Here is a 25,760-nt window from a genome sequence, read left to right on the forward strand (position 1 = left end):
AACCCGGCGCGCCGTCACATCATCAGCACGATGATCATGCCGAAGATGGTCAGCAGCGTGTTGCCTATGGCGTAGGGCATGCCGTAGCCGAGCGCTGGTACCTTGCTCCTCGCCGCCTCCTGGATCATGCCGAGTGCCGCCGTCGTCGTACGGACTCCCGCGCAAGCGCCAAACAGGATGGCTGGATGAAACTTGAACACGTAATGGCCGAGATAGACCGCGATGATCAGCGGCAGCGAAGTCGCGACGATGCCCCAGACGAACAGGCTGACGCCGACCTCTTTCAGACCCGCGACGAATCCGGGACCGGACGAAATGCCAACCACGGCGATGAACACGTTCAGCCCCAGCGTATTCATCAGCGCGAGCGCCGGTCCCGGAATCCGCCCGAAGGTCGGATGGATCGTGCGCAGCCAGCCCAGGATGAGGCCGGCCAGCAGCGCGCCGCCGCTGGTGGAGAGGCTGATCGGGATGCTGTCCCATTTGTAGCTCAGCGCGCCGATCAGGCCGCCGATCAGGATGCCGGCGCCGAGGAATGCGATGTCGGTGGCCTCGACCGGCCGGTCGGCATAGCCGAGGTCTTTCGCGGCGGCGTCCACGCCGGAGCGGCTGCCGACCAGCGTCAGGATGTCCCCGCGATGGATTTGCGTGCCGGGAAGGATCGGCAGCTCGACCATGTTGCGCGTGATCTTGCGCAGGAACACGCCGTGAGCGGCCGGCCGCCCGCTGAGTTCCGCAAGACTCTTGTGAGAGACGTCCCTGTTGGTGACGAGCACGTCCGTCACTTCGACGGGGACATCGAGCAGAGCCTTGTCGTCAACCTCCTCGGCGCGGTCGGAGAGAAGACCGACCAACTGATCGCGCCTGCCCGCGACGGCGACCACGTCGCCAACCTGAAGCACGAGGTCCGGCTTCCATTCCAGGATCTCATTGCCGCGTCGAATGCGCTCGACGAGCAGGCGCGCGCCCTTCGAGCTGGCCTCGGCCTGCGCGACGGTCCTGCCGACGACCGGCATATCGTGTTCAACGCGATAGGCGCGCACCTCCCAGTTTCGTCGTGCCGACATGACGTCTTCGCCGACCCCGCCGGCGCCCAGCTGCTTTTCGTACTCGGCGCAGGCCTTGGGAAGATCGATGCCGAGCAGCCAGGGGCCGAGCTTGGCCAGCACCAGCGCGGAGCCGATGGTGCCGTAGATGTAGGTCACGGCGTAGCCGATCGGGATCTTGTCGGCGAGCGCCTTGGCCTGATCGGCGGCGAGGCCCAAGCGCATGATCTGGTCGGTCGCAACGCCGATCGAGGCCGAGATCGTTTGCGATCCCGCATAGAGGCCGGCGGCATAGCCGAGATCGAGGCCCGCGACCTTCGCGCATATCAGAGGCACAATCAGACAGAACGCCAGCACCACGACGGCGAAGCCGATCTGCTTCGGCCCTTCCCTGGCTAGCCCCTGAAAGAACTGCGGGCCGACGCCGTAGCCGACCGCAAACAGGAACAGCAGGAAGAAGACCGATTTCACGTTGGGCGATATCGTGATAGCCAGCTGCCCGATGACGACGGCGGCGAGCAGCGTGCCCGTGACATTCCCGAGGCTGAAGCCGGCGACCTTGAGCGGTCCAATCCAGAAGCCGACGGCCAGCGCCAGAAAGATCGCCAGTTCGGGATACGTCCGCAGCGTGCTGACGAGCCAATCCACGACAGCCTCCCTTCCCGATCACCGTCCCCGGTGCTCGATCCGATGAATGATGGGGAGTTTCTGTTCGATCGCTTTCGCCAGCACCGTCCCTGTGGTCCGGCCGAGCTCCTTCGCGATCACGGTGATCGGCTTGGTGCCTGCGAGTGTCTTCAGCTTGCTAAGGTCTTGCTCGCTCCACGATTGCTTCCAGCGTGCCATGTCCCTTGGTCCAAGTCCAAAAGCCCCGCGCCCGGCTCGTATTCTGTTTGAGTCCATCAAGGAATGCAGCTGAATTGGCTATGCCGCAGACAGCAAGGGGTGTTCCGTCAGGCCAGGGCATTTTGGCACAAACTGCACTTGTCACTCCTGTGACCACGGAGTTTGAATCGCAAGTTGTGGGGCGAGCTGGCATCTCCGGCAGCGCAATCCGTTGCGTTGCCCGACGAGCAAAACCCGCCAGTCATGGGGCAAGGCGCGCACGACGAAATATTCTCCTTTACCGAACTTTGGATTTATCGCATCCTCTGCTCACCTCATCCCGGGTCGGAGGGGCGTATCGCGATCGTCACGAAACGCGGGGTGAGCCGCGGTGGACGAGGGCCACACCGGCGCGAAGGGCATCGCAGGGCGGGCAACCGTGAGCGACAACCGGCGCGCGCATCAGTCATCCGCAAGGCGACGGGGGCAATAGTGCATCGCTCCCTGGGGAGAACTCGGCATAAGCCGTAAAACCGCTACGCAGGGAAGGCCGGTTGTTTGGCTTCACCTGTATGCCGCTGTGCAGCCTCTTCTGGCGCAACCTCCGCACAGTGGACCGTGGGTGCCCAGCAGGCACCCGGCTTTCCCTGCGCCCTCCGGCATCCGAGGGCGATGTTGAAGAGCAGAACTCGGGCGAAACGCGTCGCGGGGCCGCAGCGTCATGTCCAGTTTTCAAAAAGCACGCAATTCTTGTCGAATCCGATTAGGATCGCAAATGTGCAGCCGCGACCAAACGTCATCGCCGCTGTCAGAACTTGCGTGAGAAAATATTGGCGCAATAATGCCGCTTTACGCTGTGATCCGGAATCAACCGGACCAGATTTGTGGAGGGCGACGAAAGTGTTCGCTCGCGCCGCGGCCTCGGCCGCCGTCATTGTCACTCTGGCCGCGTTTGATGGTGCGGTCGCACAAACGACCAGCCAGCCGCCGGATACGATGGCGGCGCGGGTAGAGGCGTGCACGCCCTGTCATGGCAACAAGGGCGAAGGCACCAGCGACGTCTATTTCCCGCGCCTTGCCGGCAAGCCGGCCGGCTATCTCTACAACCAGCTTCTCGCCTTCCGCAGCGGCCGGCGCAAATACCCGCCGATGAACTATCTGCTGGAGTTTCTGCCTGATCCGTATCTGGAGGCGATGGCCGAATATTTTGCCAGCGAGCATCCCCCGCTGCCGCAGTCCGCGCCGAGCGAAGTCAGCAAGGAAGTCCTGGCGCAGGGCGAGCTGCTCGCGACCAGCGGCGACGCCGGTCGTAACATACCGGCGTGCGTGAGCTGTCACGGCCCGGGCCTCACGGGCATGCAGCCCGGCATCCCCGGCCTGCTGGGCTTGCGCGCCGCTTACGTCAGCGCGCAGCTCGGCGCCTGGCGCTACGGCACGCGAACCGCAAAATCGCCCGACTGCATGCAGCTCGTTGCCGGTCATTTGACCGAGGCTGACGTCACCGCCGTCGCCGCCTGGCTCGCGACGCGGCCGGCACCAGCTAACCCGGCCCCCGTTCCGAAAGGCACCTACGCGCTGCCTTTCGGCTGCGGCAGCCAGCCCAACTGACGAGGCGGATGATGGGCTCGAAACTGTCGATCGCACTCCTATCGATCAAGCTCCTGGCCCTCGCCGCGCTCGCCACGGCAGCGCAGGCGCAGGACAAGGCACAAGGTAAGACGGGCGACATCATCGCGCGCGGCGAATATCTCGCCCGCGCCGGCGATTGCACGGCCTGCCATACTGCCGCTGAAGGCCGGCTGTTTGCCGGTGGCCGCCCGATGCCGACCCCGTTCGGAACGATCTACACCTCCAACATCACGCCCGATCCGGAGACCGGCATCGGCAAGTGGAGCGCGGACGATTTCTACAGAACCATGCACAACGGCCGTTTCCCGGATGGCGGGCTGATCTATCCGGCGATGCCGTTTGCGTCCTACACGAAGGTGACGCGCGCCGACAGCGACGCGATCTTCGCCTATCTGCGCTCGATTCAGCCGGTGAACCAGAAGAACAAACCGCACGAGCTGCGTTTTCCCTATGACAACCGCCAGCTCATCCTCGGCTGGCGCACGCTGTTCTTCCGTGAGGGCGAGTTCAAGCCCGATCCGACCAAATCGGCCGAGTGGAATCGCGGCGCCTATCTGGTCGAGGGCCTCGGCCATTGCGGCATGTGCCATTCGCCGATCAACGCGCTCGGCGGCACCTCGCAATCGGATGCCTTCAAGGGCGGCCTGATCCCGATGCAGAACTGGTACGCGCCCTCGCTCACGTCCAACCGCGAGGCGGGCCTCGGCGACTGGAGCATCAAGGACATCACCGATCTGCTCCAGACCGGCGTCTCCATGCGCGGCGTCGTCTACGGCCCGATGGCCGAGGTCGTCCACAACAGCCTGCAATATCTCAATGACGAGGATACGCGCGCCATGGCGGTGTATCTCAAGGGCATCGCGGAGCCCTCGCCTCCGCCGCCGGCAAGCTCGACACTGCCGACCACCGAGAGCAGCCTGCTCATCAGCCTCGGCAAGACCGTCTACGACAAGAATTGCGCGAGCTGTCACGGCACGCAGGGTGAAGGCAAGCCGCCGCACTGGCCGCCGCTCGCCAACAACCAGTCGATCGAGATGCAGTCGGCGGTCAATCCGATCCGCATGGTGCTCAATGGCGGCTATCCGCCGGGCACCAAGGGCAATCCGATGCCTTACGGCATGCCGCCCTTCGCCGGCCTCCTCTCCGACAACGAGGTCGCGGCCGTCGTCTCCTACATCCGCACCGCCTGGGGCAATCGCGGTACGCCGGTGTCGGCGCGCGACGCCAACGAGCTGCGCTCGGCACCACTGAACTGAGAGGCGCCAGAGAACCATCATGATCAATTCCGATCCGCCGACCAGCCCAGCCGCCGCCGACCAGGCCGTCGAGGAGGTCGTTGCCCGGGGACCGTCAGGCGCGATCATGCTTGCCGGCATCGCAACGGCCTGCGTGGTTGCGATGTGGCTCGCGTTCTACCTATTCGTCTTCCTGCCGCGCGGATCACTGCAATGAGCGCAGAGGACACCCATGGCAGTGCCGAGGTCGCCGCCCGCGTCGAGCGACGCTGGGCCACCGTCGCCGTGATCATCATCGTGATGATGGCGCTGCTGGCGGCGTTCGCCGGCATCCATCGCGCGACCATGCCGCAGCCGCGTGTCGAAACCACCGATCCATCGCGGATTCATCTCTCCGGCGAGTTCGTCGAGAGCAATCTCGGCAGCGTGCTGGAGGCCAATGGAAATGTGACGGTGCGCGCGATCGGCCAGCAATATTCCTTCACGCCGGCCTGCATCGTGGTGCCCGCGGATACGCCGATCACGATGCGCGCCACCAGCGCCGACGTCGTCCACGGCATCCTGATCCAGGGGACCAACATCAACACCATGCTGGTGCCGGGCTATATTTCCGAGCAGCTGATGCGCTTTACGAGGACCGGCGACTATCTGATGCCCTGCCAGGAGTTTTGCTCCTTCGGCCACGAGGGCATGTGGGGCAAGGTCAAGGTGATCGACAAGACCGAATTCGCCGATCGCGCGAAGGGTGGCGGGAGGCTGAACTGTGTTGGCCAATAGGAAGCTCATCCTCGCCCATTTCTGGCTGGCTTTCGGCGTGTTCGGCATCGCGCTCACGCTCGGCGCCTGGCAGATGTTCATCCGCAGCCCGATCGGTACCTGGCTGTCCAATCCCGAGCTCTATTACCGCTCGCTGACCGCGCACGGCACCGTGATGGGCTACGTCTTTCCCACGCTCGTCGCGATGGGCTTTGGCTATGCCATCAGCGAGTCCGCGCTGGAGCAGCGCCTGGTCGGCGTGCGCTGGGCCTGGACCGGGTTCTGGCTGATCGTCGCCGGCAGCATCACGGCGGTGATCCCCATCGCGCTCGGCCGCGCCTCGGTGCTCTACACCTTCTATCCACCGCTGATCGGCAACGTCTTCTACTATCTCGGCGTCGTGCTGGTCGTGGTCGGCTCCTGGATCTGGGTCGCGCTGATGGCGATCAACCTGCGCGTCTGGCGGAAGGCCCATCCCGGCGCACCGGTGCCGCTGGCGATGTTCGCCAATGTCGCGGGCTCGTATCTGTGGGCCTGGACCGCGGTCGGCGCCGCGCTCGAACTGCTTCTCCAGATCATTCCCGTTGCCGCAGGCCTGAAGGCCACCATCGACGCCGGTCTTGCCCGCGTGTTCTTCTCCTGGACGCTGCACGCCATCGTCTATTTCTGGCTGATGCCGACCTACATCGCCTATTACACCATCGTGCCGCGCGCGATCGGCGGCCGGGTCTATTCCGACAGCATGGCGCGGATCTCCTTCATCCTGTTCCTGGTGGTGGCGATGCCGATCGGCATGCACCACACCTTTGCCGATCCGATGGTGGGGGCCGGCTTCAAGTTCATCCACTCGGCGTTCACCGCGCTAGTGGCGTTGCCGACGCTGCTGACCGTGTTCACGATCTGCGCATCGGTCGAGATCGCGGCGCGCCTGCGCGGCGGCCGGGGTATGTTCGGCTGGATGAAGGCCCTGCCCTGGGACAATCCGATGATGCTGGCGCTGGCGTTCTCGTTCGTCATGCTCGGCTTCGGCGGCGCGGGCGGCCTCATCAACATGAGCTATCAGCTCGATGCGTCCATCCACAACACGCAGTGGATCACCGGCCATTTCCACCTGATCTTCGGCGGCGCCATCGTGATCATGTATTTCGCGATCGCCTATGATCTGTGGCCGCATCTGACCGGACGCGAGCTGATCGACATCCGCCTGATCCGCACCCAGCTCTGGCTGTGGTTCATCGGCATGATCATCACGACCTTCCCGTGGCACTGGGTCGGCATCCTGGGCATGCCGCGCCGCATGGCCTATTTCGACTTCGGCGATCCCGCGATCGCGCCGCAGGCGCTTTCGGTCGCATTCTCGGCGATCGGCGGCTTCATCCTGCTGGCCTCGGGCATCATGTTCATCGTCGTCCTGGCGCGTGGCATGCGCGCGCCCCAGACTGATGCCGGGCCCTACCGCTTTGCGGTCGCGGTTCACCAGGCCACGACCGTGCCGGTCGCGCTCAACACGCATGCGCTATGGGTGGCGCTGATGATCGCGCTCACCCTCACCAATTACGGCTATCCGATCCTAAATCTGGCGCTAGGCGGGGGCACCTCGGTGCCGGCCGTTTACGTGGGAGCGCAGTGATGAGCACGCGCGACCTCTTCACCTTCCGCAACAGCCATTTCAGGATTGGCGTCGGCATCACCGCCGCGATCCTGATCGTGACGGCGATCACCGGCTTCATCGTGCTGCCCTTCGCGCAGCCCTGGGTTCAGTTCGCCAATGTCTGGGATGCGATCTGCAGCGCCGCCGGCGTGCCACAGCGCGCGGCGAATGTTACTGCGCCCGAACAGACAAAACGCCTGTCCGAGGTCGTGCTGACCTCATACACGTTGTCGCGTCCGAGCCAGGAGGCGATTGGCCGCGGCGCGACGCTGGCGCAGCGCTGCGCGATCTGCCACGGCCCGACCGGCATCAGCCGCGCGGATTCGCCCAATCTCGCCGGCCAGTATGCGGCGGTGATCTACAAGGAGCTGCACGACTTCCGCTCCGGCGCACGCACCAATGCCGTGATGTCGCCGTTCGCCGTCAACCTGACGGACCAGGAAATCGCCGATCTCTCGAATTATTACGCCTATCTGCCGCGGCTGCCGGCCTATCACCCGACGCCGCAACTGCCGAAACCCAACATCGTCATCTACGGCGCGCCGATACGCGGAATCGCGCCTTGCGGCGCCTGCCATGGCAGCCTCGACAACAAGACCGGGAGCCCGTGGCTGGAGGGACAATCCGAGGCCTACATGAAGGCCCAGCTCCAGGCCTTCGCCTCCGGCGAGCGGCGCAACGACATCAGTCAGCAGATGCGCAACATCGCGCGCGCGATGACGCCGCAGGAGATCGAGCAGGCGGCGGCTTACTATGCGTCGCAGCCGCCGGACGTCGTGAAGGCGGTGGATTGAGCCCTTCCGTCATTGCGAGCGAAGCGAAGCAATCCAGAGTCTTCCGCCGAGGGATTCTGGCTTGCTTCGTCGCAAGGGCTCCTCGCAATGACGGCGGAGAGAGCGTTCCCCGCTGCGCTCCCTACGACGACGCCAGCTTCGGCCGGCCGTAGATCGCGTCGGCCCGCTTTTCGAATGCGATGGAGAAGCGCGCGAACGCGGCATCGAACATCGAGCCCATCAGCATCGCCAGCATGCGGCTCTTGAATTCATAAGCGAGGAAGAAGCCGACGTCGCAGACATCATCGCCTTTCGGCTCGAACGTCCAGCGGTTCTCGAGGTTCCTGAAGGGACCTTGCAGATATTCGACCAAAATCGTCAGATTGGCGCGGTCGAGGGTCACGCGGCTGGTGAAGGATTCCTTGACCAGCTTGAACGACACCGTCATGTCGGCGACCAGCACCTCGGTGCCATCGGGCTTCGCCATGCGCTGGCGCACCTTGAGCTCGCTGCACAGCGGAACGAATTCCGGGTAGCGCTCGACGTCGGCGACCAGATCAAACATCTTAGGTGCGCTGTGATTGACACGGCGCTTGCTCGAAAATTTGGGCATAGCGGTTCAGCGGGCAGTCGCGGCCCGTGCGGCCTTCAGTCTCGCAAAGTCCTCGCCGGCATGATGCGACGAGCGGGTGAGCGGGCTCGCTGACACCATCAGGAAGCCCTTGGTGTAGGCAACCTTTTCGTAGGACGAAAACTCGTCCGGCCGCACATAGCGCATGACAGCGTGGTGCTTGCGGGTTGGCTGGAGATATTGCCCGATGGTCAGGAAGTCGACGTCGGCCGAGCGCAGATCGTCCATCACCTGTTGCACCTCGTGGCGCTCCTCACCGAGGCCGACCATGATGCCGGACTTGGTGAAGATGGTGTGATCGAGCTCCTTGACCCGCTGCAGCAGCCGGATCGAGTGGAAATAGCGCGCGCCGGGGCGCACCGTGAGATAGCGCGACGGCACGGTCTCGAGATTGTGGTTGAACACGTCGGGCCTGGCCGCGACCACGACTTCGAGTGCCCTTTCCTTGCGCAGGAAATCCGGCGTCAGGATCTCGATCGTGGTCGAAGGACATGCGGCCCGGATCGCGCGGATGGTCAGTGCAAAATGCTCGGCGCCACCGTCGGCAAGATCGTCGCGGTCGACCGAGGTGATGACGACGTGGGCGAGGCCGAGCTTGGCGACGGCCTCGGCGACGTTCTGCGGCTCGGCCGTATCCAGCGCGTTGGGCATGCCGGTCTTGACGTTGCAGAAGGCGCAGGCACGGGTGCAGGTGTCACCCATGATCATGAAGGTCGCGTGCTTTTTGTCCCAGCACTCGCCGATATTCGGGCAGCCCGCCTCCTCGCACACCGTGTGCAGGCCGTTGGCGCGCACGATGTTGCGGGTGTCCGCATAGCCGCGGGTGTTGGGCGCGCGCACGCGGATCCAGTCCGGCTTCGGCGGCGAAGCGGAGTCGGGACGATTCACCTTTTCAGGGTGGCGCGGGCGCAACGGATTCGAGATGGTATCGACAATAACGACCATGGGCTGTCCGGTCTGATCAGGTCCTACCTAGTCGGTCTGGCCCGGCATCGCAACCCGGCTCGCCCCGCTTCAGGGAACATGGCAGATATGGGCAATATCCTGCTCTGTTCTCTGGCGATTCTCACCTCGAATGGCTCCAGCATCGAAGACTTCCACACCGCGGCTCGGCAAAGCCCTGAACCGGGGCTTCTTCAACCGCAGCGTCCACGAGGTCGCGCCTGATCTGATCGGTGCGACTATGCTGGTCAATGGTGTCGGCGGGATCATCGTCGAGGTCGAGGCCTATCATCATACCGAGCCGGCGGCGCACTCCTACAACGGACCGACGCCGCGGAACCAGATCATGTTCGGGCCGCCCGGCTTTGCGTATGTCTACCGCTCCTACGGCATCCACTGGTGCGTAAACTTCGTCTGCGAGGAGGAAGGCTCGGCCAGCGCCGTGCTGATCCGCGCATTGGAGCCGACGCATGGCTTGGCGGCGATGCGCCGACGCCGCCATCTCCAGGACCTGCACGCGCTGTGCTCAGGCCCGGGCAAGCTGACGGAAGCGCTCGGCATCACCATCGCGCACAACACCCTGCCCCTCGATCGGCCGCCGATCTCCCTGCATGCGCGGACGGAGGATGTGGAGGTGGCGGCCGGCATCAGGATCGGCATCACCAAGGCGATCGAGCTGCCCTGGCGCTATGGCGTCAAGGGCTCGAAATTCCTCAGCAAGCCGTTCCCGAAATAGGTCTAGAGCCCGTTCCGATGGAACGGGCTCTAGATTCTAGTCTTGACGCGTTTTCTTTACGCGAACCGGATTCCACTTCGCTCGAAAACGCTCTACGAGGCCTGCTTCAGCCGCTCCAGCGCCTCCAGCAGCTTGGCCTTGCGGGCCAGCGCCGCCTCTCGCTTCTCGCGCTCCTCCTCGACGACCTCCTCGGCCGCGTTGGCGACGAACTTCTCGTTCGCCAGCTTGGACTCGGCGCGCTTGATGTCGGCGTCGGCCTTCCCGATCTCCTTGTCGAGGCGCGTGCGCTCGGCGGCGACGTCGATCACGCCCTTCAGCGGCAGCGCGGCTACCTCGCCGCGCACGAGGAGCTGGACTGCACCATCAGGTGCGCGGTCGGCGAAGGAGATGTCGGACAGACGTGCCATGCGCTTGATGACATCAGTCCAGCGCGGCGCGCGTTCCTTCGTCTCGGTCGAGGCGCCCGCGAGCACCAGGGCCGTCAGCGTTGCCGGCGGGATGTTCATCTCGGCGCGCACCGAGCGGATCTGCGTGACCAGGTCGATCACCCAGCCGATCTCGGCTTCCGCCTTGGGATCGGTGAAGTCGGCATGGTCGAAGATCGGCATGATCAGGACCGGCGAGATCAGCGGATCGGTCGGCCCGGCTGCCGAGGCGAGCATCGCCAGCTGCTCCGGCGTCGGCTCGGACGGCTTCAGCGGCCATTGCGCCAGCGCGAGCAGTCCGTCGCGCTTGGCCGTCACCTCCCACAGCTCTTCGGTGATGAAGGGCATGAAGGGGTGCAGCAGCTTCAGGATCTCGTCGCGCGCCCAGGCGACCATGGCGCGGGTTTCGTCCTTGGCGGGGCTGTCCGGACCGAGCAGCACGGGCTTTGCGAGCTCGACATACCAGTCGCAATAGACGTTCCAGACGAAGCGATAGATGGCGCCCGCGGCATCGTTGAAGCGATAGGCTTCGATCGCCTCGGTCACCTCGCGCGTGGTGTGCGCGCTCTCGTGCGCGATCCAGCGGTTCAGCGTCTCCTTGGCCTTCGCCGGCTCGAAACCGTCGGGCACGGCGCAGTGGTTCATCTCCGCGAAGCGCGACGCATTCCAGAGTTTCGTCGCGAAATTCCGGTAACCCTCGACACGGCTGGTGGCGAGCTTGATGTCGCGCCCCTGCGCCGCCATGGCGGCCAGCGTGAAGCGCAGCGCGTCCGCACCATATTCGTCGATCAGGTTGAGCGGATCGATGACGTTGCCCTTCGACTTCGACATCTTGGCGCCCTTCTCGTCGCGGACGAGGGCGTGGATGTAGATCGTCGAGAACGGCACTTCCTTCATGAAGTGCTGGCCCATCATCATCATCCGGGCAACCCAGAAGAAGATGATGTCGAAGCCGGTCACCAGCGCATTGGTCGGGTAATAGCGCTGCACTTCCGGCGCGTCCTCGGGCCAGCCGAGCGTCGAGAACGGCCACAGCGCCGAGGAAAACCAGGTGTCGAGCACGTCCTCGTCACGCGTGATGAAGCCCTCGCGCTTGTTGCGGTCGAGCGCCATCTCGCGGCCCTGCTCGACCGTGATGACCTCCTGCTCGACGTAATAGCCGAGCGCATGGCTGACGGCCTCCTCCTCGGTCTCGGCGACGAACACCTTGCCGTCAGGACCGTACCAGGCCGGGATCTGATGACCCCACCAGAGCTGGCGCGAGATGCACCAGGGCTGGATGTTCTCCATCCACTCGAAATAGGTCTTTTCCCAGTTCTTCGGCACGAACGTCGTTTCGCCGGAGCGCACCGCCGCGATCGCGGGCTTTGCCAGCGTCTTGGCGTCGACGTACCACTGGTCGGTCAGATAGGGCTCGATCACGCTGTTCGAGCGGTCGCCGTGCGGCACCATATGGGTGTGCGGCTCGATCCGCTCGACGAAGCCGAAGGATTCCAGCCGGTCGACGATGCGCTTGCGCGCGACGAAGCGATCAACCCTGTTGAACTCCTCGGCGAACTGCGAAGCGCCTTCCGGCAGGCCACGCAGGTAATCCTCGTTGTCGACGAGGTCGAGGCAACCTTCCTTGTCGATGACGCTGATCCGGCCCAGGCCGTGGCGATTGCCGACTTCGAAATCGTTGAAGTCGTGCGCCGGCGTCACCTTCACTGCGCCCGAGCCCTTCTCCGGATCGGAATATTCGTCGGCGACAATCTTGATCTTGCGACCGACCAGCGGCAGGATCACGTTCTTGCCGACCAGCTTCTGATAACGCTCGTCATCGGGATGCACGGCGACGCCAGTGTCGCCGAGCATGGTCTCAGGCCGCGTGGTGGCGACGACGATGAAGCTCGAGGGATCCTCGGGGCTGAATGTCTTGCCCTCGATCGGATAGCGCAGATACCAGAGGCTGCCCTTGACCTCGGTCTGCTGCACCTCGAGGTCGGAGATCGCGGTCAGCAGCTTGGTGTCCCAGTTCACCAGCCGCTTGTCCTTGTAGATCAGGCCGTCCCGATGCAGCTCGACGAACACCTTGATGACGGCCTTGGACAGGCCCTCGTCCATGGTGAAGCGTTCGCGCGACCAGTCGCAGGAGGCGCCGAGGCGCTTGAGCTGGTTGATGATGGTGTCGCCGCTCTCGGCTTTCCACTGCCAGACCCGCTCCAGGAACTTCTCGCGGCCCATCTCGCGGCGGCCGGGCTGCTGGCGCTCCATCAGCTGCCGCTCGACCACCATCTGGGTGGCGATGCCGGCATGGTCGGTGCCGGGCTGCCACAGCACGTCGCGGCCGCGCATGCGCTCGAACCGGCACAGGATGTCCTGGAGCGTGTTGTTGAGGGCGTGACCCATGTGCAGCGAGCCCGTCACGTTCGGCGGCGGGATCACGATGGTAAAGGGCACCGCGTCGCGGCGGTCGGGACGGCCGGCCTTGAAGGCAAGGCTGTCCTCCCACAGGACGGACATGCGGGCTTCGATATCGGCGGGCTGGTAATTTTTCTCGATCATGGGCTGCTAGAAAGCCGCGCGCGGGGGGCAAGTCAACGAAAAGGTCCAAGGGAAGGTCTAAGAGAAGGTCAACGGGAAAGCCCGGCGGCAAACGGCTTTCCGGTCCGGTCGGCAGGCCAAACAGGACGTATAAGCAGGGCTTTATGAGGGCTCTGAGGCCGCCCTCACCTGCCGCCGCGCGAGACCCGCTCGATTTCGGCCTTCACGATGCGTTCAACCAGGCCCGGCAGGTTGTCGTCGAGCCAGGATTTCAGCATCGGGCGCAGCATCTCCTTGACCAGATCTTCCAGCGTCCGCGCATTGCTGCTGAGCACCGTGTGGGCCAGGGAGTTGAAAGCGGATTCGACCGCCGAGACCGTTGATTGCGCCAGGATCGGCTGTTGGGGCGGTAGCGGCGGCGCATCGAAGTCCACCGGCGCATAGGACGGTGACGACGTCGGGCGCGGCGGCGGCGATTCGGTGAATTCCAGATCGTCGCGCGGCTCGACCTTGCGGAAGCTCGGCGGCGGTGGAGGCGGCGTCGGCTCCGGATCCATCGCCATCTCGTCGGTCAATTCGAGCACGTCGGGCTCGGGCTCCGGCTCGGGTTCTGGAGCACGGACCTCGGGCGCAGGCGTGGCTGAGTCGAGCCCTGCGAGCAGTGCGTCGATATCGTCCTGGCTGTTCGGTCCGGCATCCGCCGCGGGTGCGGGCGGCGGCGCTTCTGGCTTTGCGGCCGGCGGTGGTGCCGGTTTTTCGGCGGCGGGTTTTGCCGGAGCGACCTTGGACGGGGGGATGTCGTTCACCGCCTGCGGCGGCTTAGGCGCAGCTGCAGGGGGCGCGGGCTTGGCAGCTTCTGCCGGCGGCGGCTTGGCCTCATCGTCGGCAATGATGCGCCGTATCGAGGCCAGAATCTCCTCCATCGAGGGTTCTGTGACCTTTGCAGGCTGCGTCATCTCCGACTCCACATCATCAACGCCCTCGCATGCGTTGTTTTACACCAAGCACGACAGGATTGGCCGGTTCCGGACGGACGCCCCGACATTTTCGTCGCGGTAGCCCGACTTGTCCCCAGTTCACGGCTCAACGTGCGGCGGTGCGCCCCTGCCCTCGGCACTCAAGCTGTACGCACACAACATCAGGCGCGGGGCGAATCGACCCGCATCTTCTTGGCAAGGCTATGTCAGGGATTTTGATGATTGCAAGCAAAGCACCAGTCGGCCCCGGCTGTTTGCGAGGCCGACCGGATGACTACGGACTTTAGCGTCCGTCAGGCGTGCGCACACCGGCCCAGCTGTCGCGGACCTGATGGTAGTGAACGCTCGGATCGTAAACCGTGGTCGAGAGGCCGAGGACCTGCGGCGACAGACGGCCGATGGCGGAAAGGACGTTGTACGATGCCACGACGCGGTCGTGCTGTGCGGTCACCAGCGCGACGCGCGCATTGACCAGCGCCTGCTGCGCGTTGAGAACGTCGAGCGTGGTGCGCTGACCCGCCTTGGCTTCCTCGCGCACACCGTTGAGTGCGATCTCGGACGCCGTCACCTGCGCCTGCGCAGACTGCACCTGCGCCTTGCCGGCCTGCAACGTCCCCCAGAACTGCACCACGTTTGCACGAGTCTGGTCGCGCGTGGTTTCGAGGTTGAGACGCTGCTGCGCCAGGTTTTCCTTGGACTGACGGATCAGCGAATATGAATTGCCGCCGTCGTAGAGCTGCCAATTGGCCTGCGCGATCGCGGACGCATTGAACGACCTGTATTGAATCAAGGACTGTTCGTTCCCCTGCGTGGCCCCAACCTGCAACGCGATCGTTGGCAGCAGCGCGCCTTCGGCGACCTTGACCTGCAGATAATTGACGTCGATGCCGAACATGGCGGCCGTGACGTTGGGATGCTCGATCAGGCCGAGCTCGACCGCCGCGGCGAGGGTTGCGGGCAAGAAACGATCGACCGGCGAGCCGGGCGCGAGGTTCGTCGGCTCGTTGCCGATGATGCGGCGGAAGTTCGCGCGCGTCGTGGTGAGATTCGCTTCGGCCGTCAGGGCCTGCGTCCTGCCGGCCGCCAGTTGCGCTTCCGATTGCGCAACGTCGGTGCGGGTTACTTCGCCGACGTTGAAGCGATCACGCGTCTGCTTCAGGGTCTGCTCGAGAACGCGCACGTTGCTGCGCTGGACCTCGAGCGTGGCGGCGTCGCGCAGATAGTCCATGTAGGTCGTGGCGGCCTGAAGCAACACGCTCTGATCCAGGCTGCGCAGCGCTTCGCGGGAGCCGGAAACCTGGCTCTCGGCGGCGCGCGTCCTGTTGCCGGTGATGTTGCCGTTATAGAGCGTCTGCGTGACGGTCACACCAACGCTGCGCGGCACGGAGGGCCCGTTGATTGGTGCGTTGCCCGGCCCCGGCTGACTCAGCGTATCCTGATATTGATAGCCGCCGCTCGCCGACAGCGCGACCCTGGGGCGATAGCCCGACAACGCCTGAGGCACGTTCTCGTCGGTCGAGCGCACCTGGGCGCGCTGCGCGTTGAGCTGCGGATTGTTCTGATAGGCGCGCACCAGCGCGGACTCGATGGTGTCCGCCAAGGCAGGCGTCGGCCCGGCAAGTGCCAGCAACAGGACCGAAACCGCAGCTCCGGTGAAGAGCTTCACCCCATGCATCCCTTAAATTCCGTTCATTCTAGCGCCCCGCTCGTGCCCGCAAGCCGGGTTACCGTCTACCGAGTGGAGTCGTTGCCCCGCAGCAACATAGGACGCCGATTGGCGCAACGGAACCACCTCAAGGTAGTTCCCGGTGGAAACTCTTCACGTGCAGCATCCGGGCCACACTTCTGATTCAGAACGGGATTTTAACGGGGCTTTGGGCCTTCAGAAGACGAAGGCGGCGGCCTGTTCCAGCCCGGGAAGGACCGGAGCTGCGGCATCGAACAGCGCCCGATGGCCGAATTCACCGTGGGTATGGGTCACGATCATGGCCCGGGGCGGCCTGGATTGGGCAGACACCCCCAACAGGCGCCCGCCCTCCTTTAGCTGCCCGAGCAGCGCCTCTGGCGTCACCTCGACGGCGCCGTTGAGGAGAATGACGTCGTAGGGAGCGGCAGAAGGATCCCCTTCGGCGCAGGCTGCGGCCTTGCAAGTGACGTTGGGGAGGCTGGCGCAAGCATCCTTGGCCTTCGCGGCCAGGGCCGGATCACATTCCGTCGCGGTGACCTGGCGGGCGAGCCTGGCCGTCAGCGCTGCGAGGTAGCCCGTGGCGCAGCCGACCACCAGCACGTTGTCGCCCTCGCCGATTTCGGCGGCCTGGAGCAGCTTGCCGGTCAGCTGCGGCTTGATCAGGAACCGCTTGGCCCCGCCTTCGCTCACGTCGAGATCGAGGTCGAGATAGGCCAATGCCTGCCTGGCGACCGGCACGAACGCCTCGCGCGGAACTGTGAGCATGGCGTCGAGAACACGGCGATCGGTGACGTCATTGGTGCGCACCTGGCCATCGACCATTTTTAGGCGCGCGGTCGAGAAACCGGACATTTGCGGACCCTGCAAGGCGGACGATGCCGCGGACGAAAGTTGGCGGCATCTTTGGAACAGGCTCCGCGAAAACGCAACACGTCCGTTGGCCCCGGGCGGACCAGGCTGCGCAACCCACAGCGTGAAGGTGGTCGATGAGCTATTCGATCGTGACCGCGAGGCGGCCGATCAGCGCGGCGACTTCGTCGAGCCGCGCCGAATCATGCGCCTCGACGGCGCGCGCGAGGCAGGCCAGGCATTCATCATCGCTGAGCTCGGGAACGTCTGCCGGCAGAATCGAGGGGGCCATTTGGAAACGGTCGACCTGGACGTCTGGCATGGGAATCAGCTCCGTAAAAATCCGGCACTCACACCAAGGTCGATTCGAATATTGTCGAATTGGCGTCGCCCTCATGACGCGACCGCGCCCACACGCACACAACTGCTTGAGCGCGATTCTGGAGGGGAATCGGGCGGAAGGGGTATTGAGGCTTCACCTGAAGCAACGTCGGGTGCCACATCGGAGTTCCGCTGCAAGACCCTGAAAGTGCGTCGAATTTTCCGTGATGATCGACGTCTGGAAGCAGATGCGAAATCCGCGTTTGCTGGTTTCTCTCCGGTCATCGGAGCTGCGTTGACGCCTTCCCTCAGTATTTTCGCGCGATGGGTTTGGTCGCAGCCGGCGCCGGCGCCGCCGGCGAGATCGAGAAGGTGACCCACGAGGACCAGCTCGTCGGCCGGTTTTCGACCTCGATATCCTTGTAGCCGCGGACATTGAGATAGCCCTGGTAGCCGTCGGACATCGGGATCATGAAGCCGATCTGCGGACCGATGCCGACCGCCTGCCCCCTGAAGCCGCCGAGATTGGCGCCGGGGCCGCTGTCATCGGTGAGCTGCTGGAAAAAATAGCCCGCGACGCCAATGTGGACGTTCTTGCTGACGAACTGCGAGGCGGCCCAGTCGACGTGGAGGTCGATACCGTTCTGGTACTGAAGGGCTCCGTTCATGAAGTTATAGGTGAGCCCGCCGACGATCGAGAATTCATGCCCGGTCTTCGGATCGAGATAGGTGTAGCCAGCGCCGGCGTCGACTGCAGGGAAGCCAAAACTCAGATTTGCGAGCCGGCTGGAATCATAGGTACCGCTCGGGATGTTGCCGGTGATGTAGACCATCTCGTTGTGAACGCCTTGATTCCATTTCAGCGTGCCCTGGTAGAAGACATCGGTCAGCGTGGTGCGATTGTCGGTGGCGCCGCCCGAGATGGTGTTGCCGCGCGGCCCGGTCAGCGTCGCGTCGATGCCGACGCCGATGTTGCCGGGCGCGGTGATCAGCGTGAAGGCGGCCTGGCCGCCGAGCACAGGCATCGGCGAGGTGTAGGTGATGCCCTGGACCAGCACGTCGGCGTGTGCGTTCAGGCCGGCCGTCACCGAACCGGGTATGCCGCCGCTGGTCACGAAGTTCTGCCCTGCTCCGGCTTTCTCCTGGAGATGGATGTACATCGTCGAATAGGCCCAGCCCGGCGTCACCGGAACGGCGGCGAGGCTGCCGAAGATGCCCGGAAGCCAGAAGCTGACGCCGGCTGAATCGGCGAGCGCTGGCTGGGCTGCGAGGCTCGCCATCGCCAGGGTGGATGCAAGCGTGGCCTTTCGAAGATGTCCCGTCATGTCCCGTCTCCTGCGTCCCATCATGTCATCCACCCGAACAGGTCGCGCCTGTTCTTCGAAGCGGTCGTCCTGGTCCCGCTACTTCGAGGCACCTCCAATGGTCGTGGCGACCCGCTCGACGTCGGGCAGCTTCCAGCTGTGATCGAACAGCGGCTTCTCCGGCCCGTAGAGGCGGAACAGCAGCTCGAATTTGCGCGCAGGATCGGTGGGCACCCAGTTGGCCTCCTTGCCCTCGGGCGCCTTCGGGCCGAAATAGACGTCCACCGAGCCGTCGGCGTTCTTCTGGATTCCCGGGCTGATCGAGGCGCGGCTGGCGCTCGGCATGTTGCGCACCAGCGCATGCGTCTCTCGGTCGTAGACTGTCGCCGACCAGTACTGCTTGACCGGCGCGTTCGCCGGCACGGTCAGGCGGTAGGTGACGTTGCCTTCGAGCGGCTGGCCGTCCCGGTCCTTGGCAACCATCAGATAGTACTGCGCCGTGCCAAGCCGCTTCACGCCGGTGAAGCCGAGCGTATAGGTCACGCCCCGCGCATCGATCGGATAGGCATTCGGGTCGCCGTATCCGCCGCTTGCGGCCTTCACCATCTCGGCCACGGCGGCCGGGAACCAGCGGATGCCTGGATTGATCACCGGGAAGCCAGCGTCGTAGCGCTGTTCCAGCACTGCGTGCGCCTCGCGGGCGGCTTGGTCGAGCAGTGCGGCAGTCTTTTGATCTGGATCGAACGCCTTGCCCTTCTCGATGCCGATGGTTGCGAGCTGGTCGATCATGGCGCGGTCGCGATCAAGCCATGGCTCGTTCTGCACGATACGGTCGAGACTGCGATAGAAGCTCGCATCAAACGGGATCGTGGAATCGAACAGGACGTCGTAGGCATCCGTGAAATTGGTCTGCGGCGGATCCTTCGCCTGCGAGAGCGGATAGACCTTGATCTGCCTGCCATAGGCGGCCGACTTGGCAATGTCGGCATCGCTGTGGCTGGCAAGGTTCGCGCGAAGCAATGCGAACCCGCTGAACGTGTCGGACTGGAGCGCGATGTAACCTGCGGGCGCTGCGTCCCTGAAGCCGGGTGGCAATATCACGTACTTGCCACCCTGCCCCCTGTCGGCGCCTTCGGGACCAACATCCTCCAGCGGCATCTGCCACGCCGTGACGATATTGCCGGCGATCGAACCGCCCTGCGCCGGCGGAATCTCGATCACAACGGGGCCGTCCTTCACGTTCCAGAACGACATCAGATAGATCGCGTCCGGATTTGGTGTCAGTGTCTGGTTCTTCCAGTTCACAGGCCTGGACCAGTAAACGATCTCGTTGACCTTGGCCTTGGTGGTCTTGAGCATCGTCTGAAGCATCAGGTCGGCGTTCACGGCCGGCATGCCCCAGATCATCGCTTCGACGGCGCGGCGCTGGATGTTGCGTGCGGCAATGTCATCCGGCGATAGGCTCTGCGCGTACGCGCTCGCGGTCATCGAGAGAGCGGCAATGACGCCAGCGATTGCACGTCTCATGACATCCTCCATCTGTTCGGTGTTCAGCTCACCGGCTTCGGCTCCGGGAATTTCCACTTCCCATTCAGGATTTCGGGACGCGGCCGATAGAGACGCACCGTGTAGTTCCAGCCCTTCATGATCGGCAGGCAGTTCGGAATCTTGCCGTCGCAACCGCCGAACTGGACCGTGGTGGAGCCGTCAGCCGATTTCGCCGCCGTCAGATTGTTGAGGGAGTAGGCGTTGTAGGGGTTCTTCTCGAAATAGCCTTCGGCGTTGTAGAGGCTGATCGACCAGAAACCGTCCACCGGCACGTTGCCGGGAACGGTCAGCTTGTAGACCGTGCTGCCGTCGTTCTTTTCGGGGGTGACGCTGAGATAGGTAGCGTCCTTGTCGGGATTGCCGCCCCACCCTGCGGCGGTCCCGATCAGATGTCGGACCGGATCGACCTGTCCCTTGGCGCCAAACGCATTCTTGAAACCGCCTGCGGTTGACGCCAGCACCAGGAGAGCGTCCCGCACCTTCTTCTGACTGACCGGATCCCAATTCGGTATCTCGAACTTACCGGGGGCCTTTTGGCTGATCGTGACGGCGTCCTGGACTGCGCGGACCTTCTCGACATCCTTCGGATCGTTGGGATCGACGAGGGTCCGAAGCCCGATCAGCGCATAGCGTGTGCCGACCTTCTTCCGATCGTATGTGTAACTTCCGGCGCGATACTCGATGTCGCCGACGATGTAGTGATCCTCGTCGACCACCATCAACGACCGGAACCGCTTGCCTGCGTCCGGCAATTTGATTGTTGCCGGTCCGGCATCGAGATCGACGACGGCCATGGAATACAGCGTATCGCGATTCGACCGGATGACGCCCTGTTTATCTATCGCCATCGGCTCGCGATGGTGAAACAGCTTGCCGGTGCCGCCGGCATCCTTGACACCGTTACCGAAATAAAGGTCGGACTCCGCGCGCCCAAAATTGTCGACCGTCACTGGAACGGGCGATTGCGCATATGCGGTCGACACGAGAAGGAATGACGCCGTCAGCACTGCTCTTTTCATATGTCCTCTCGTCTAGAATGGGTTGACGTAATTCAGGATCGCGACCTGCCGCAGGATCACGCGGCGCACGACATGGGTCGGCTTGGCGTGGTCGGTGTAAATCGCCGCCGTGCCGGCGCTGCCGGCAGGCAGGCGCTTGACGAAATCCGCATCGTCGAGCCTGACGCGAACGACGAAGGGCGCCGCTTCGATCCCTCGCGGCGCTACCGCCGTGCCCGATGTCTGGGTCTGCCCGGTCGCGATCGCCTGAAGCACGCTCTCGACCTTGCCGGAATAGATCTGCCCGGGGGCGAATTTGAAGGTGGCCTCGACCTCCTGCCCCGGCGCCACGTAACGCGCATCGATCTGGTTGATCTCGACGCCGATGATGGTGCTCGAGGTATCGATGAACGCCATCACCGGCGACAGCGGCAGGTTGGCGACGCGCGCGCCCTTGCGCAGCGCAAGGTTGGTGACGTAGCCGTCGCTGGGTGCGCGCACGATGGTCTTGTCGAGATTCCATTGTGCGGCCTCGAGCTGGCCGGAGAGCTGGTCGGCCTCCGATTGCCGCTGCTCGACGTCGAAGCCGCGGCCCGCGTCGCGCTCGAACAGCTGCGTCATCTGGCCGAGCCGTGTTTTGGCGAGCTTGAACTGCGCGTCGATCGCCTTGACTTGCGCGGCGTATGGCGTGGGGTCGATCTTGAACAGGACGTCGCCGGATTTGAGCGGAGCGTTGGCGACGACGGGGACGTCAGTCACTTCACCGGCAACATCGGGCACGATCGAGACGGCGTTGCGGACGACCAGCGCACTTCCTTGCGGCGCGCCCCATCCCATCGGAATGAAGAGGCAGATCAGGACGATCGCCATGACGATGAAAGGCGACGCCTTCCAGAACAGGTTGAAGCGCACGACGCCAAAGTGCACCAGCAGGAACAGCAGCACCAGGTAGGTATTGAGGATCGCGACGGCCATCACGCGTCTCCCGCCTTGCGCGCGGGCACGTCGAGATAGGCCCAGATGAGGGCGATCGGCCACAGCGCGAAGCCGAAGAAGAGCGTGATCCAGCCCGCGACCGTCACGGCCTGCGCATGGGGATGATTGCGCGACTTGGCAATGTGTCCGGGCAGCCAGCCGGCGATACAGACCACGCCGATCGCGCTGGCGAGCAGGATCATCAGCACGATCCAGGCGAAGATGTCGTAGCCGCTCATGATGGCTGCTTCATCACATCAAGGGCGCACTATCACTGGCAATAGTCCCAGAACCCCTGCGTCCGGGATGGATCAGTGTAGTACCAGCACATTCCCGGTGCTGGAGCCGCGCCGGCCCAGGCCGCAGCCGTTGCCGCTGTCACGAAGCCGATTGCCGCACCGGCGGCAATCGCGCCGCCTCTCGGCCAGTGGTAATAGCCGGGCCGTGCCCATGCGCCGCGGCCGGCGACCGCGGTGGTGCTGCGAGCCGCAACATTGCCGCGCGGTCCCCTGACGACCGTTGTGCCACGGTAGGCGGCTCCCCGCGGACCGACCGCTGCGCCACCGCGATGAACGACGGCGCCACCACGGGGGCCGACCGCCGCACCGCCGCGGCGACCGGCCGCACGGACTTCGATGAGATCCGGCGATCCAGCCGTGTCCTTGTGAATAGAAGCTGGCTGGAGCGGCGCTGCGGATACGATCCCGCTCGGAAGAGAAATACCGCTCGCTAGCGCCAACAAGCAGCTCGTCACCCGGACCATGCGCTTACGCCCAAACATCGCGATACTCCCGTTGCATTTTCTTGTTGATGATGACCCGGCGGTCCTCTCAGGCATTGCTCTATTTGGGTGCCGCCTTGTCCATCGATTTCATCAACGCGTCGACCATCTGGTCGATGCTGAAACTCGCGGACCGCTGGCTCGGCGGAAATTCCTTGAAGGTCTGGAGGAACGGCGCCACGCGCCAGACGCCGTACTGGATCAGATAGGCGTTCTTGGCCAGCCAGTCGTAATACTGATCAGATACGACGTCGGCGCGTTCGAACGGATCCATCCGCAGATTGAATACCTTCGGTGCGCGCAAGCAGGTAAACGGGTTCGCCCAGACCTCGAACCCCCCCGGCTTTCGCTGCTCGCAGAAGACGATCTTGAAGTCGTTGTAGCGGTAGGCAACGACCTCGCCGTCGTCATTGAGATAGTAGAACTCGTTGCGAGCGGACTTACCCTGACCAGTCAGCAGTGGCAGTTGGTTGTAGCCGTCGAGATGCACTTTGGCGGACTTGCCGCTGAGGCTTGTGCCGTTGAGCAAGCGATCCTTGATGTCAGAGTCGCCCGCGGCGGCAAGCAGAGTTGGGAACCAATCCAGGCCAGACATGATCTCGTTGGAGACCTCGCCAGCCTTGATATGACCCGGCCAACGCACCATGGCCGGCACGCGGAACGCGCCCTCCCAGTTGGTGTCCTTTTCACTGCGGAACGGCGTCGTCGCAGCGTCCGGCCATGACCACTGATTTGGTCCGTTGTCGGTGGTGTAGACGACGATCGTGTTGTTGGCGATGCCGAGGTCATCGAGCGTCTTCAGCAGTTTTCCGACATCGCCGTCGTGCTCGATCATGCCGTCGGCATATTCGTTTCCCGGCATGCCGCTCTGTCCCTGCATGGATGCGCGAACATGCGTAAATGCGTGCATACGCGTCGTGTTCATCCAGGTGAAGAAGGGTTTGTTGGCCCTTGCCTGCCGCTTGATGAAATCGATCGCGGCGTCCGTGGTCTCGTCGTCAACCGTCTCCATCCGCTTCCTGTTGAGCGGACCGGTGTCTTCGATCTTGCCGTCAGCGGACGCCTTGAGCACGCCGCGCGGCGTGTTGCCCTTGATGAACGCGGTGTCATTCTTGGGATAATAGGGCCGCTCGGGCTCCTCCTCGGCGTTGAGATGATAGAGATTGCCGAAGAACTCGTCGAAGCCGTGCCTGGTCGGCAGATATTCGTCGCGATCGCCGAGATGGTTCTTGCCGAACTGTCCGGTGGCGTAGCCAAGCGGCTTGAGGGCCTGCGCGATCGTGACGTCCCGGTCCTGGAGGCCGACAGCGGCGCCGGGAATACCGACCTTGCAGAGACCGGTACGCAGGCAGACCTGCCCCGTAATGAACGTGGAGCGGCCGGCTGTGCAGCTGTTCTCCGCGTAGTAGTCGGTAAACATCATCCCTTCATTGGCTATGCGGTCGATATTCGGCGTCTTGTATCCCGTCACGCCGCGCGTATAGGCGCTGATGTTCGACTGGCCGATGTCGTCACCGAAGATCACGAGAATATTGGGCTTCGCCGTGTTCGATTGCTGCGCAATTGCGGGCGCCTTCACTACGGGCGACAGGCTTGTCGCGAGGAGAGCCGCCGTCAGCAGAGCGCGAAGCAACGATTTCCGGCAGCTCCCGGCCGGATTCTCCGTGGTGCTGCCGGTATCTTCGAGATTCACGCTCATGCAAACTCCTACTTTCCAGAAGCCATTGGCGGCGTCTGAGAGGCGGGTACCCGAACCACGCAGCGAAAGCCGACATGGCTGGTCGAGGTATCGACCGGCTCAGCGTGCCGCGCGGCGGGGCGGTAGCGACGGCAATAGTTCGGCGCGCACAGATGCGAGCCGCCTTTCAAGACTTTGCGCGGTATCCGGATGCTCGGTTGACATGGATCAAAGCTCGCTTCTTCGCGGCCGCCGCGGGGATTTTTCGGGATGCAGCAGGGTTTCGCGGCGTCGGCGGCGTGCTTTGACGACCACCAGTCCGAGGTCCACTCCCAGACATTGCCGATCATGTCGTGGAGGCCGTAGCCATTCGGCGGGAAAGCCATGACCGGCGAGGTACGCTCGAACCCATCCTCGCCGAGATTCTGGACAGGGAATTTGCCCTGCCAGATGTTGGCCATGTGCTTGCCGCCGGGCATCAGCGCATCGCCCCAGGCGAACTCCTCGCCGTCGAGGCCGCCGCGCGCGGCGAACTCCCATTCCGCTTCCGTCGGCAGCTCCTTGCCGGCCCAGTGGGCATAGGCGGCTGCATCGCTATAGGAGATGTGCACGACCGGATGGTCGTCGAGGCCCTTGATGTTGCTGCCGGGTCCTTGGGGATGGCGCCAGTTGGCGCCGCGCATGAAGGACCACCATTGGCTCCAGTCGGTGAGATCGGTGATGCGCGGCAGCGGCGAGAACACCAGCGAACCGGCGTAGAGCATCTCGTTCAGCGCGCCGGGATAGTCCTTTGGATCAGGAACGATCTGCGCTTCGGTGACGTGGCCCGTCGCGTTGACGAATTGCTTGAACTGCCTGTTGGTGACGGGTGTGCGGTCAATCCAGAATCCGTCGACGGAGACGCGATGGCTCGGCGCCTCCTCGGGATAATGGTGATCAGATCCCATGCGGAAGGTCCCGCCGGGAATGAAGACCATGTCGCCGGTCTTCACGTCATCCGGCAACCACTCGCAACGACCCGGGTCCGCCCGCAGCATGCTGGAAACTCCGATACGCGCATTCTACCCGATGCTACGGCGCGGATTTAGCAGGCGTCGATGACGGCACATTTCCCGGCATTCTGGACGCATTTTCTGGTCCCCTCTTTTTGGCGCCAAAGGTGCGAGATGGGTGTCGTAGATTTGCGTCAGCGCCTCTCCCTTTTTTGCGCACATCCTTTGAGCATGCGGCAATAACATACCGCCTCCGCCGCCCGGCGGGTCCGCAGATCGATCACCACTGATATCGCCTAGGTTGCAAACGGTATCCGAAGATTGGTCGGCTGTGATGTGCAGTTTGTGCCAGCATGCCGAGCCCGTTGGTGAGGCTTAACGACACATGCCGCAAATTCCTTAATCCACACCGTATGTGGCGCATGACTCGCGTCAAATTCGTCGATGATTTACCTCAAAAAACGCGAAGTCGGATTGT

General features: G+C 63.8%; 24 protein-coding genes. 7 read left to right on the forward strand and 17 right to left on the reverse strand.

Going from position 1 to position 25,760, the window contains the following annotated elements; genetic code table 11:
- Positions 1 to 14: 14 nt before the first annotated feature.
- Positions 15 to 1,694, reverse strand: a complete 1,680-nt coding sequence (gene aspT / locus JQ627_RS08835) for an aspartate-alanine antiporter (protein WP_212483798.1) — start codon at positions 1,692 to 1,694, stop codon at positions 15 to 17.
- An 18-nt stretch (positions 1,695 to 1,712) separates the two neighbouring features.
- Complete coding sequence (locus tag JQ627_RS08840; RefSeq protein WP_212483799.1) at positions 1,713 to 1,892, reverse strand: hypothetical protein; 180 nt, start codon at positions 1,890 to 1,892, stop codon at positions 1,713 to 1,715.
- Positions 1,893 to 2,771: 879 nt separating this feature from the next.
- Between JQ627_RS08840 and JQ627_RS08845 the strand changes: the two genes are divergently transcribed.
- From JQ627_RS08845 to JQ627_RS08870, 6 genes are read left to right on the forward strand one after another with little or no spacing between them, the layout of a single operon-like run.
- A complete protein-coding gene (locus JQ627_RS08845) occupies positions 2,772 to 3,479 on the forward strand; it encodes a c-type cytochrome (protein WP_212483800.1) in 708 nt (235 codons plus the stop codon).
- A gap of 8 nt (positions 3,480 to 3,487) precedes the next feature.
- Positions 3,488 to 4,756, forward strand: a complete 1,269-nt coding sequence (locus tag JQ627_RS08850; protein WP_409363801.1) for a cytochrome c — start codon at positions 3,488 to 3,490, stop codon at positions 4,754 to 4,756.
- Between the two features lie 19 nt (positions 4,757 to 4,775).
- Positions 4,776 to 4,952: a hypothetical protein gene (locus tag JQ627_RS08855; RefSeq protein ID WP_028147568.1), complete on the forward strand. Its 177-nt coding sequence runs from the start codon at positions 4,776 to 4,778 to the stop codon at positions 4,950 to 4,952.
- A complete protein-coding gene (locus JQ627_RS08860; protein ID WP_212483802.1) occupies positions 4,949 to 5,512 on the forward strand; it encodes a cytochrome C oxidase subunit II in 564 nt (187 codons plus the stop codon). Before JQ627_RS08855 ends, JQ627_RS08860 begins: the two co-directional genes overlap by 4 nt.
- A complete protein-coding gene (locus JQ627_RS08865) occupies positions 5,499 to 7,121 on the forward strand; it encodes a b(o/a)3-type cytochrome-c oxidase subunit 1 (RefSeq protein WP_212483803.1) in 1,623 nt (540 codons plus the stop codon). The genes JQ627_RS08860 and JQ627_RS08865 overlap by 14 nt, the downstream gene beginning before the upstream one ends.
- Positions 7,121 to 7,936 carry a cytochrome c gene (locus JQ627_RS08870; protein WP_212483804.1) on the forward strand — a complete coding sequence of 272 codons (816 nt, stop codon included), beginning with the start codon at positions 7,121 to 7,123 and terminating at the stop codon, positions 7,934 to 7,936. The genes JQ627_RS08865 and JQ627_RS08870 overlap by 1 nt, the downstream gene beginning before the upstream one ends.
- A 121-nt stretch (positions 7,937 to 8,057) precedes the next feature.
- Here the strand turns inward: JQ627_RS08870 and JQ627_RS08875 are convergent, their stop codons facing one another.
- Positions 8,058 to 8,528 (reverse strand): type II toxin-antitoxin system RatA family toxin, encoded by a 471-nt coding sequence (locus JQ627_RS08875; RefSeq protein ID WP_212483805.1) that lies wholly within the window; start codon positions 8,526 to 8,528, stop codon positions 8,058 to 8,060.
- 6 nt (positions 8,529 to 8,534) lie between these two features.
- On the reverse strand, positions 8,535 to 9,491 hold the full coding sequence (gene lipA, locus JQ627_RS08880; protein WP_212483806.1) for a lipoyl synthase: 957 nt from the start codon (positions 9,489 to 9,491) through the stop codon (positions 8,535 to 8,537).
- 130 nt (positions 9,492 to 9,621) lie between these two features.
- On the opposite strand from lipA, the gene JQ627_RS08885 reads away from it, so the two are divergent.
- Complete coding sequence (locus tag JQ627_RS08885; protein WP_212483807.1) at positions 9,622 to 10,224, forward strand: DNA-3-methyladenine glycosylase; 603 nt, start codon at positions 9,622 to 9,624, stop codon at positions 10,222 to 10,224.
- A gap of 92 nt (positions 10,225 to 10,316) precedes the next feature.
- Here JQ627_RS08885 and JQ627_RS08890 read toward each other — a convergent pair whose 3' ends face one another.
- From JQ627_RS08890 to JQ627_RS08950, 13 genes are all read right to left on the reverse strand, one after another.
- Positions 10,317 to 13,193, reverse strand: coding sequence for a valine--tRNA ligase (locus JQ627_RS08890; RefSeq protein ID WP_212483808.1), 2,877 nt, complete (start codon positions 13,191 to 13,193; stop codon positions 10,317 to 10,319).
- A gap of 164 nt (positions 13,194 to 13,357) precedes the next feature.
- Complete coding sequence (locus JQ627_RS08895) at positions 13,358 to 14,128, reverse strand: PopZ family protein (protein WP_212483809.1); 771 nt, start codon at positions 14,126 to 14,128, stop codon at positions 13,358 to 13,360.
- 304 nt (positions 14,129 to 14,432) lie between these two features.
- Positions 14,433 to 15,824, reverse strand: a complete 1,392-nt coding sequence (locus tag JQ627_RS08900; RefSeq protein ID WP_212483810.1) for a TolC family outer membrane protein — start codon at positions 15,822 to 15,824, stop codon at positions 14,433 to 14,435.
- A gap of 207 nt (positions 15,825 to 16,031) precedes the next feature.
- Positions 16,032 to 16,688, reverse strand: coding sequence for a protein-L-isoaspartate O-methyltransferase (locus tag JQ627_RS08905; RefSeq protein WP_212483811.1), 657 nt, complete (start codon positions 16,686 to 16,688; stop codon positions 16,032 to 16,034).
- A 139-nt stretch (positions 16,689 to 16,827) separates the two neighbouring features.
- Entirely contained in the window at positions 16,828 to 17,007 is a 180-nt protein-coding gene (locus JQ627_RS08910; RefSeq protein ID WP_212483812.1) for a hypothetical protein, read from the reverse strand.
- A gap of 307 nt (positions 17,008 to 17,314) precedes the next feature.
- Positions 17,315 to 18,331: a transporter gene (locus JQ627_RS08915; RefSeq protein ID WP_212483813.1), complete on the reverse strand. Its 1,017-nt coding sequence runs from the start codon at positions 18,329 to 18,331 to the stop codon at positions 17,315 to 17,317.
- 78 nt (positions 18,332 to 18,409) lie between these two features.
- Positions 18,410 to 19,837, reverse strand: coding sequence for a DUF1254 domain-containing protein (locus JQ627_RS08920; protein ID WP_249142957.1), 1,428 nt, complete (start codon positions 19,835 to 19,837; stop codon positions 18,410 to 18,412).
- Positions 19,838 to 19,860: 23 nt separating this feature from the next.
- On the reverse strand, positions 19,861 to 20,877 hold the full coding sequence (locus JQ627_RS08925; RefSeq protein ID WP_212483814.1) for a DUF1214 domain-containing protein: 1,017 nt from the start codon (positions 20,875 to 20,877) through the stop codon (positions 19,861 to 19,863).
- Between the two features lie 12 nt (positions 20,878 to 20,889).
- Positions 20,890 to 21,831 (reverse strand): HlyD family secretion protein, encoded by a 942-nt coding sequence (locus tag JQ627_RS08930; protein ID WP_212483815.1) that lies wholly within the window; start codon positions 21,829 to 21,831, stop codon positions 20,890 to 20,892.
- Positions 21,831 to 22,070 carry a DUF3302 domain-containing protein gene (locus JQ627_RS08935; RefSeq protein ID WP_212483816.1) on the reverse strand — a complete coding sequence of 80 codons (240 nt, stop codon included), beginning with the start codon at positions 22,068 to 22,070 and terminating at the stop codon, positions 21,831 to 21,833. Before JQ627_RS08935 ends, JQ627_RS08930 begins: the two co-directional genes overlap by 1 nt.
- Positions 22,071 to 22,102: 32 nt before the next feature.
- Positions 22,103 to 22,612: a hypothetical protein gene (locus tag JQ627_RS08940; RefSeq protein ID WP_212483817.1), complete on the reverse strand. Its 510-nt coding sequence runs from the start codon at positions 22,610 to 22,612 to the stop codon at positions 22,103 to 22,105.
- A gap of 61 nt (positions 22,613 to 22,673) precedes the next feature.
- Positions 22,674 to 24,311 (reverse strand): arylsulfatase, encoded by a 1,638-nt coding sequence (locus JQ627_RS08945; RefSeq protein WP_212483818.1) that lies wholly within the window; start codon positions 24,309 to 24,311, stop codon positions 22,674 to 22,676.
- 8 nt (positions 24,312 to 24,319) lie between these two features.
- Positions 24,320 to 25,327 carry a formylglycine-generating enzyme family protein gene (locus JQ627_RS08950; protein ID WP_212483819.1) on the reverse strand — a complete coding sequence of 336 codons (1,008 nt, stop codon included), beginning with the start codon at positions 25,325 to 25,327 and terminating at the stop codon, positions 24,320 to 24,322.
- Between the last annotated feature and the right edge of the window lie 433 nt (positions 25,328 to 25,760).

The sequence above is a fragment of the Bradyrhizobium liaoningense genome (assembly GCF_018130785.1).
GTDB classification, from domain to species: Bacteria; Pseudomonadota; Alphaproteobacteria; order Rhizobiales; family Xanthobacteraceae; genus Bradyrhizobium; species Bradyrhizobium liaoningense_A.

Coding starts and splice junctions, on each gene's coding strand:
- JQ627_RS08840 (WP_212483799.1), bottom strand. CDS start 1,892: ATGGCACGCTGGAAGCAATCGTGGAGCGAGCAAGACCTTAGCAAGCTG.
- JQ627_RS08850 (WP_409363801.1), top strand. CDS start 3,488: ATGATGGGCTCGAAACTGTCGATCGCACTCCTATCGATCAAGCTCCTG.
- JQ627_RS08855 (WP_028147568.1), top strand. CDS start 4,776: ATGATCAATTCCGATCCGCCGACCAGCCCAGCCGCCGCCGACCAGGCC.
- JQ627_RS08860 (WP_212483802.1), top strand. CDS start 4,949: ATGAGCGCAGAGGACACCCATGGCAGTGCCGAGGTCGCCGCCCGCGTC.
- JQ627_RS08870 (WP_212483804.1), top strand. CDS start 7,121: ATGAGCACGCGCGACCTCTTCACCTTCCGCAACAGCCATTTCAGGATT.
- JQ627_RS08875 (WP_212483805.1), bottom strand. CDS start 8,528: ATGCCCAAATTTTCGAGCAAGCGCCGTGTCAATCACAGCGCACCTAAG.
- lipA (WP_212483806.1), bottom strand. CDS start 9,491: ATGGTCGTTATTGTCGATACCATCTCGAATCCGTTGCGCCCGCGCCAC.
- JQ627_RS08885 (WP_212483807.1), top strand. CDS start 9,622: ATGGCTCCAGCATCGAAGACTTCCACACCGCGGCTCGGCAAAGCCCTG.
- JQ627_RS08890 (WP_212483808.1), bottom strand. CDS start 13,193: ATGATCGAGAAAAATTACCAGCCCGCCGATATCGAAGCCCGCATGTCC.
- JQ627_RS08895 (WP_212483809.1), bottom strand. CDS start 14,128: ATGACGCAGCCTGCAAAGGTCACAGAACCCTCGATGGAGGAGATTCTG.
- JQ627_RS08900 (WP_212483810.1), bottom strand. CDS start 15,824: ATGCATGGGGTGAAGCTCTTCACCGGAGCTGCGGTTTCGGTCCTGTTG.
- JQ627_RS08905 (WP_212483811.1), bottom strand. CDS start 16,688: ATGTCCGGTTTCTCGACCGCGCGCCTAAAAATGGTCGATGGCCAGGTG.
- JQ627_RS08910 (WP_212483812.1), bottom strand. CDS start 17,007: ATGCCAGACGTCCAGGTCGACCGTTTCCAAATGGCCCCCTCGATTCTG.
- JQ627_RS08915 (WP_212483813.1), bottom strand. CDS start 18,331: ATGACGGGACATCTTCGAAAGGCCACGCTTGCATCCACCCTGGCGATG.
- JQ627_RS08920 (WP_249142957.1), bottom strand. CDS start 19,837: ATGAGACGTGCAATCGCTGGCGTCATTGCCGCTCTCTCGATGACCGCG.
- JQ627_RS08925 (WP_212483814.1), bottom strand. CDS start 20,877: ATGAAAAGAGCAGTGCTGACGGCGTCATTCCTTCTCGTGTCGACCGCA.
- JQ627_RS08930 (WP_212483815.1), bottom strand. CDS start 21,831: ATGGCCGTCGCGATCCTCAATACCTACCTGGTGCTGCTGTTCCTGCTG.
- JQ627_RS08935 (WP_212483816.1), bottom strand. CDS start 22,070: ATGAGCGGCTACGACATCTTCGCCTGGATCGTGCTGATGATCCTGCTC.
- JQ627_RS08940 (WP_212483817.1), bottom strand. CDS start 22,612: ATGTTTGGGCGTAAGCGCATGGTCCGGGTGACGAGCTGCTTGTTGGCG.
- JQ627_RS08945 (WP_212483818.1), bottom strand. CDS start 24,311: ATGAGCGTGAATCTCGAAGATACCGGCAGCACCACGGAGAATCCGGCC.
- JQ627_RS08950 (WP_212483819.1), bottom strand. CDS start 25,327: ATGCTGCGGGCGGACCCGGGTCGTTGCGAGTGGTTGCCGGATGACGTG.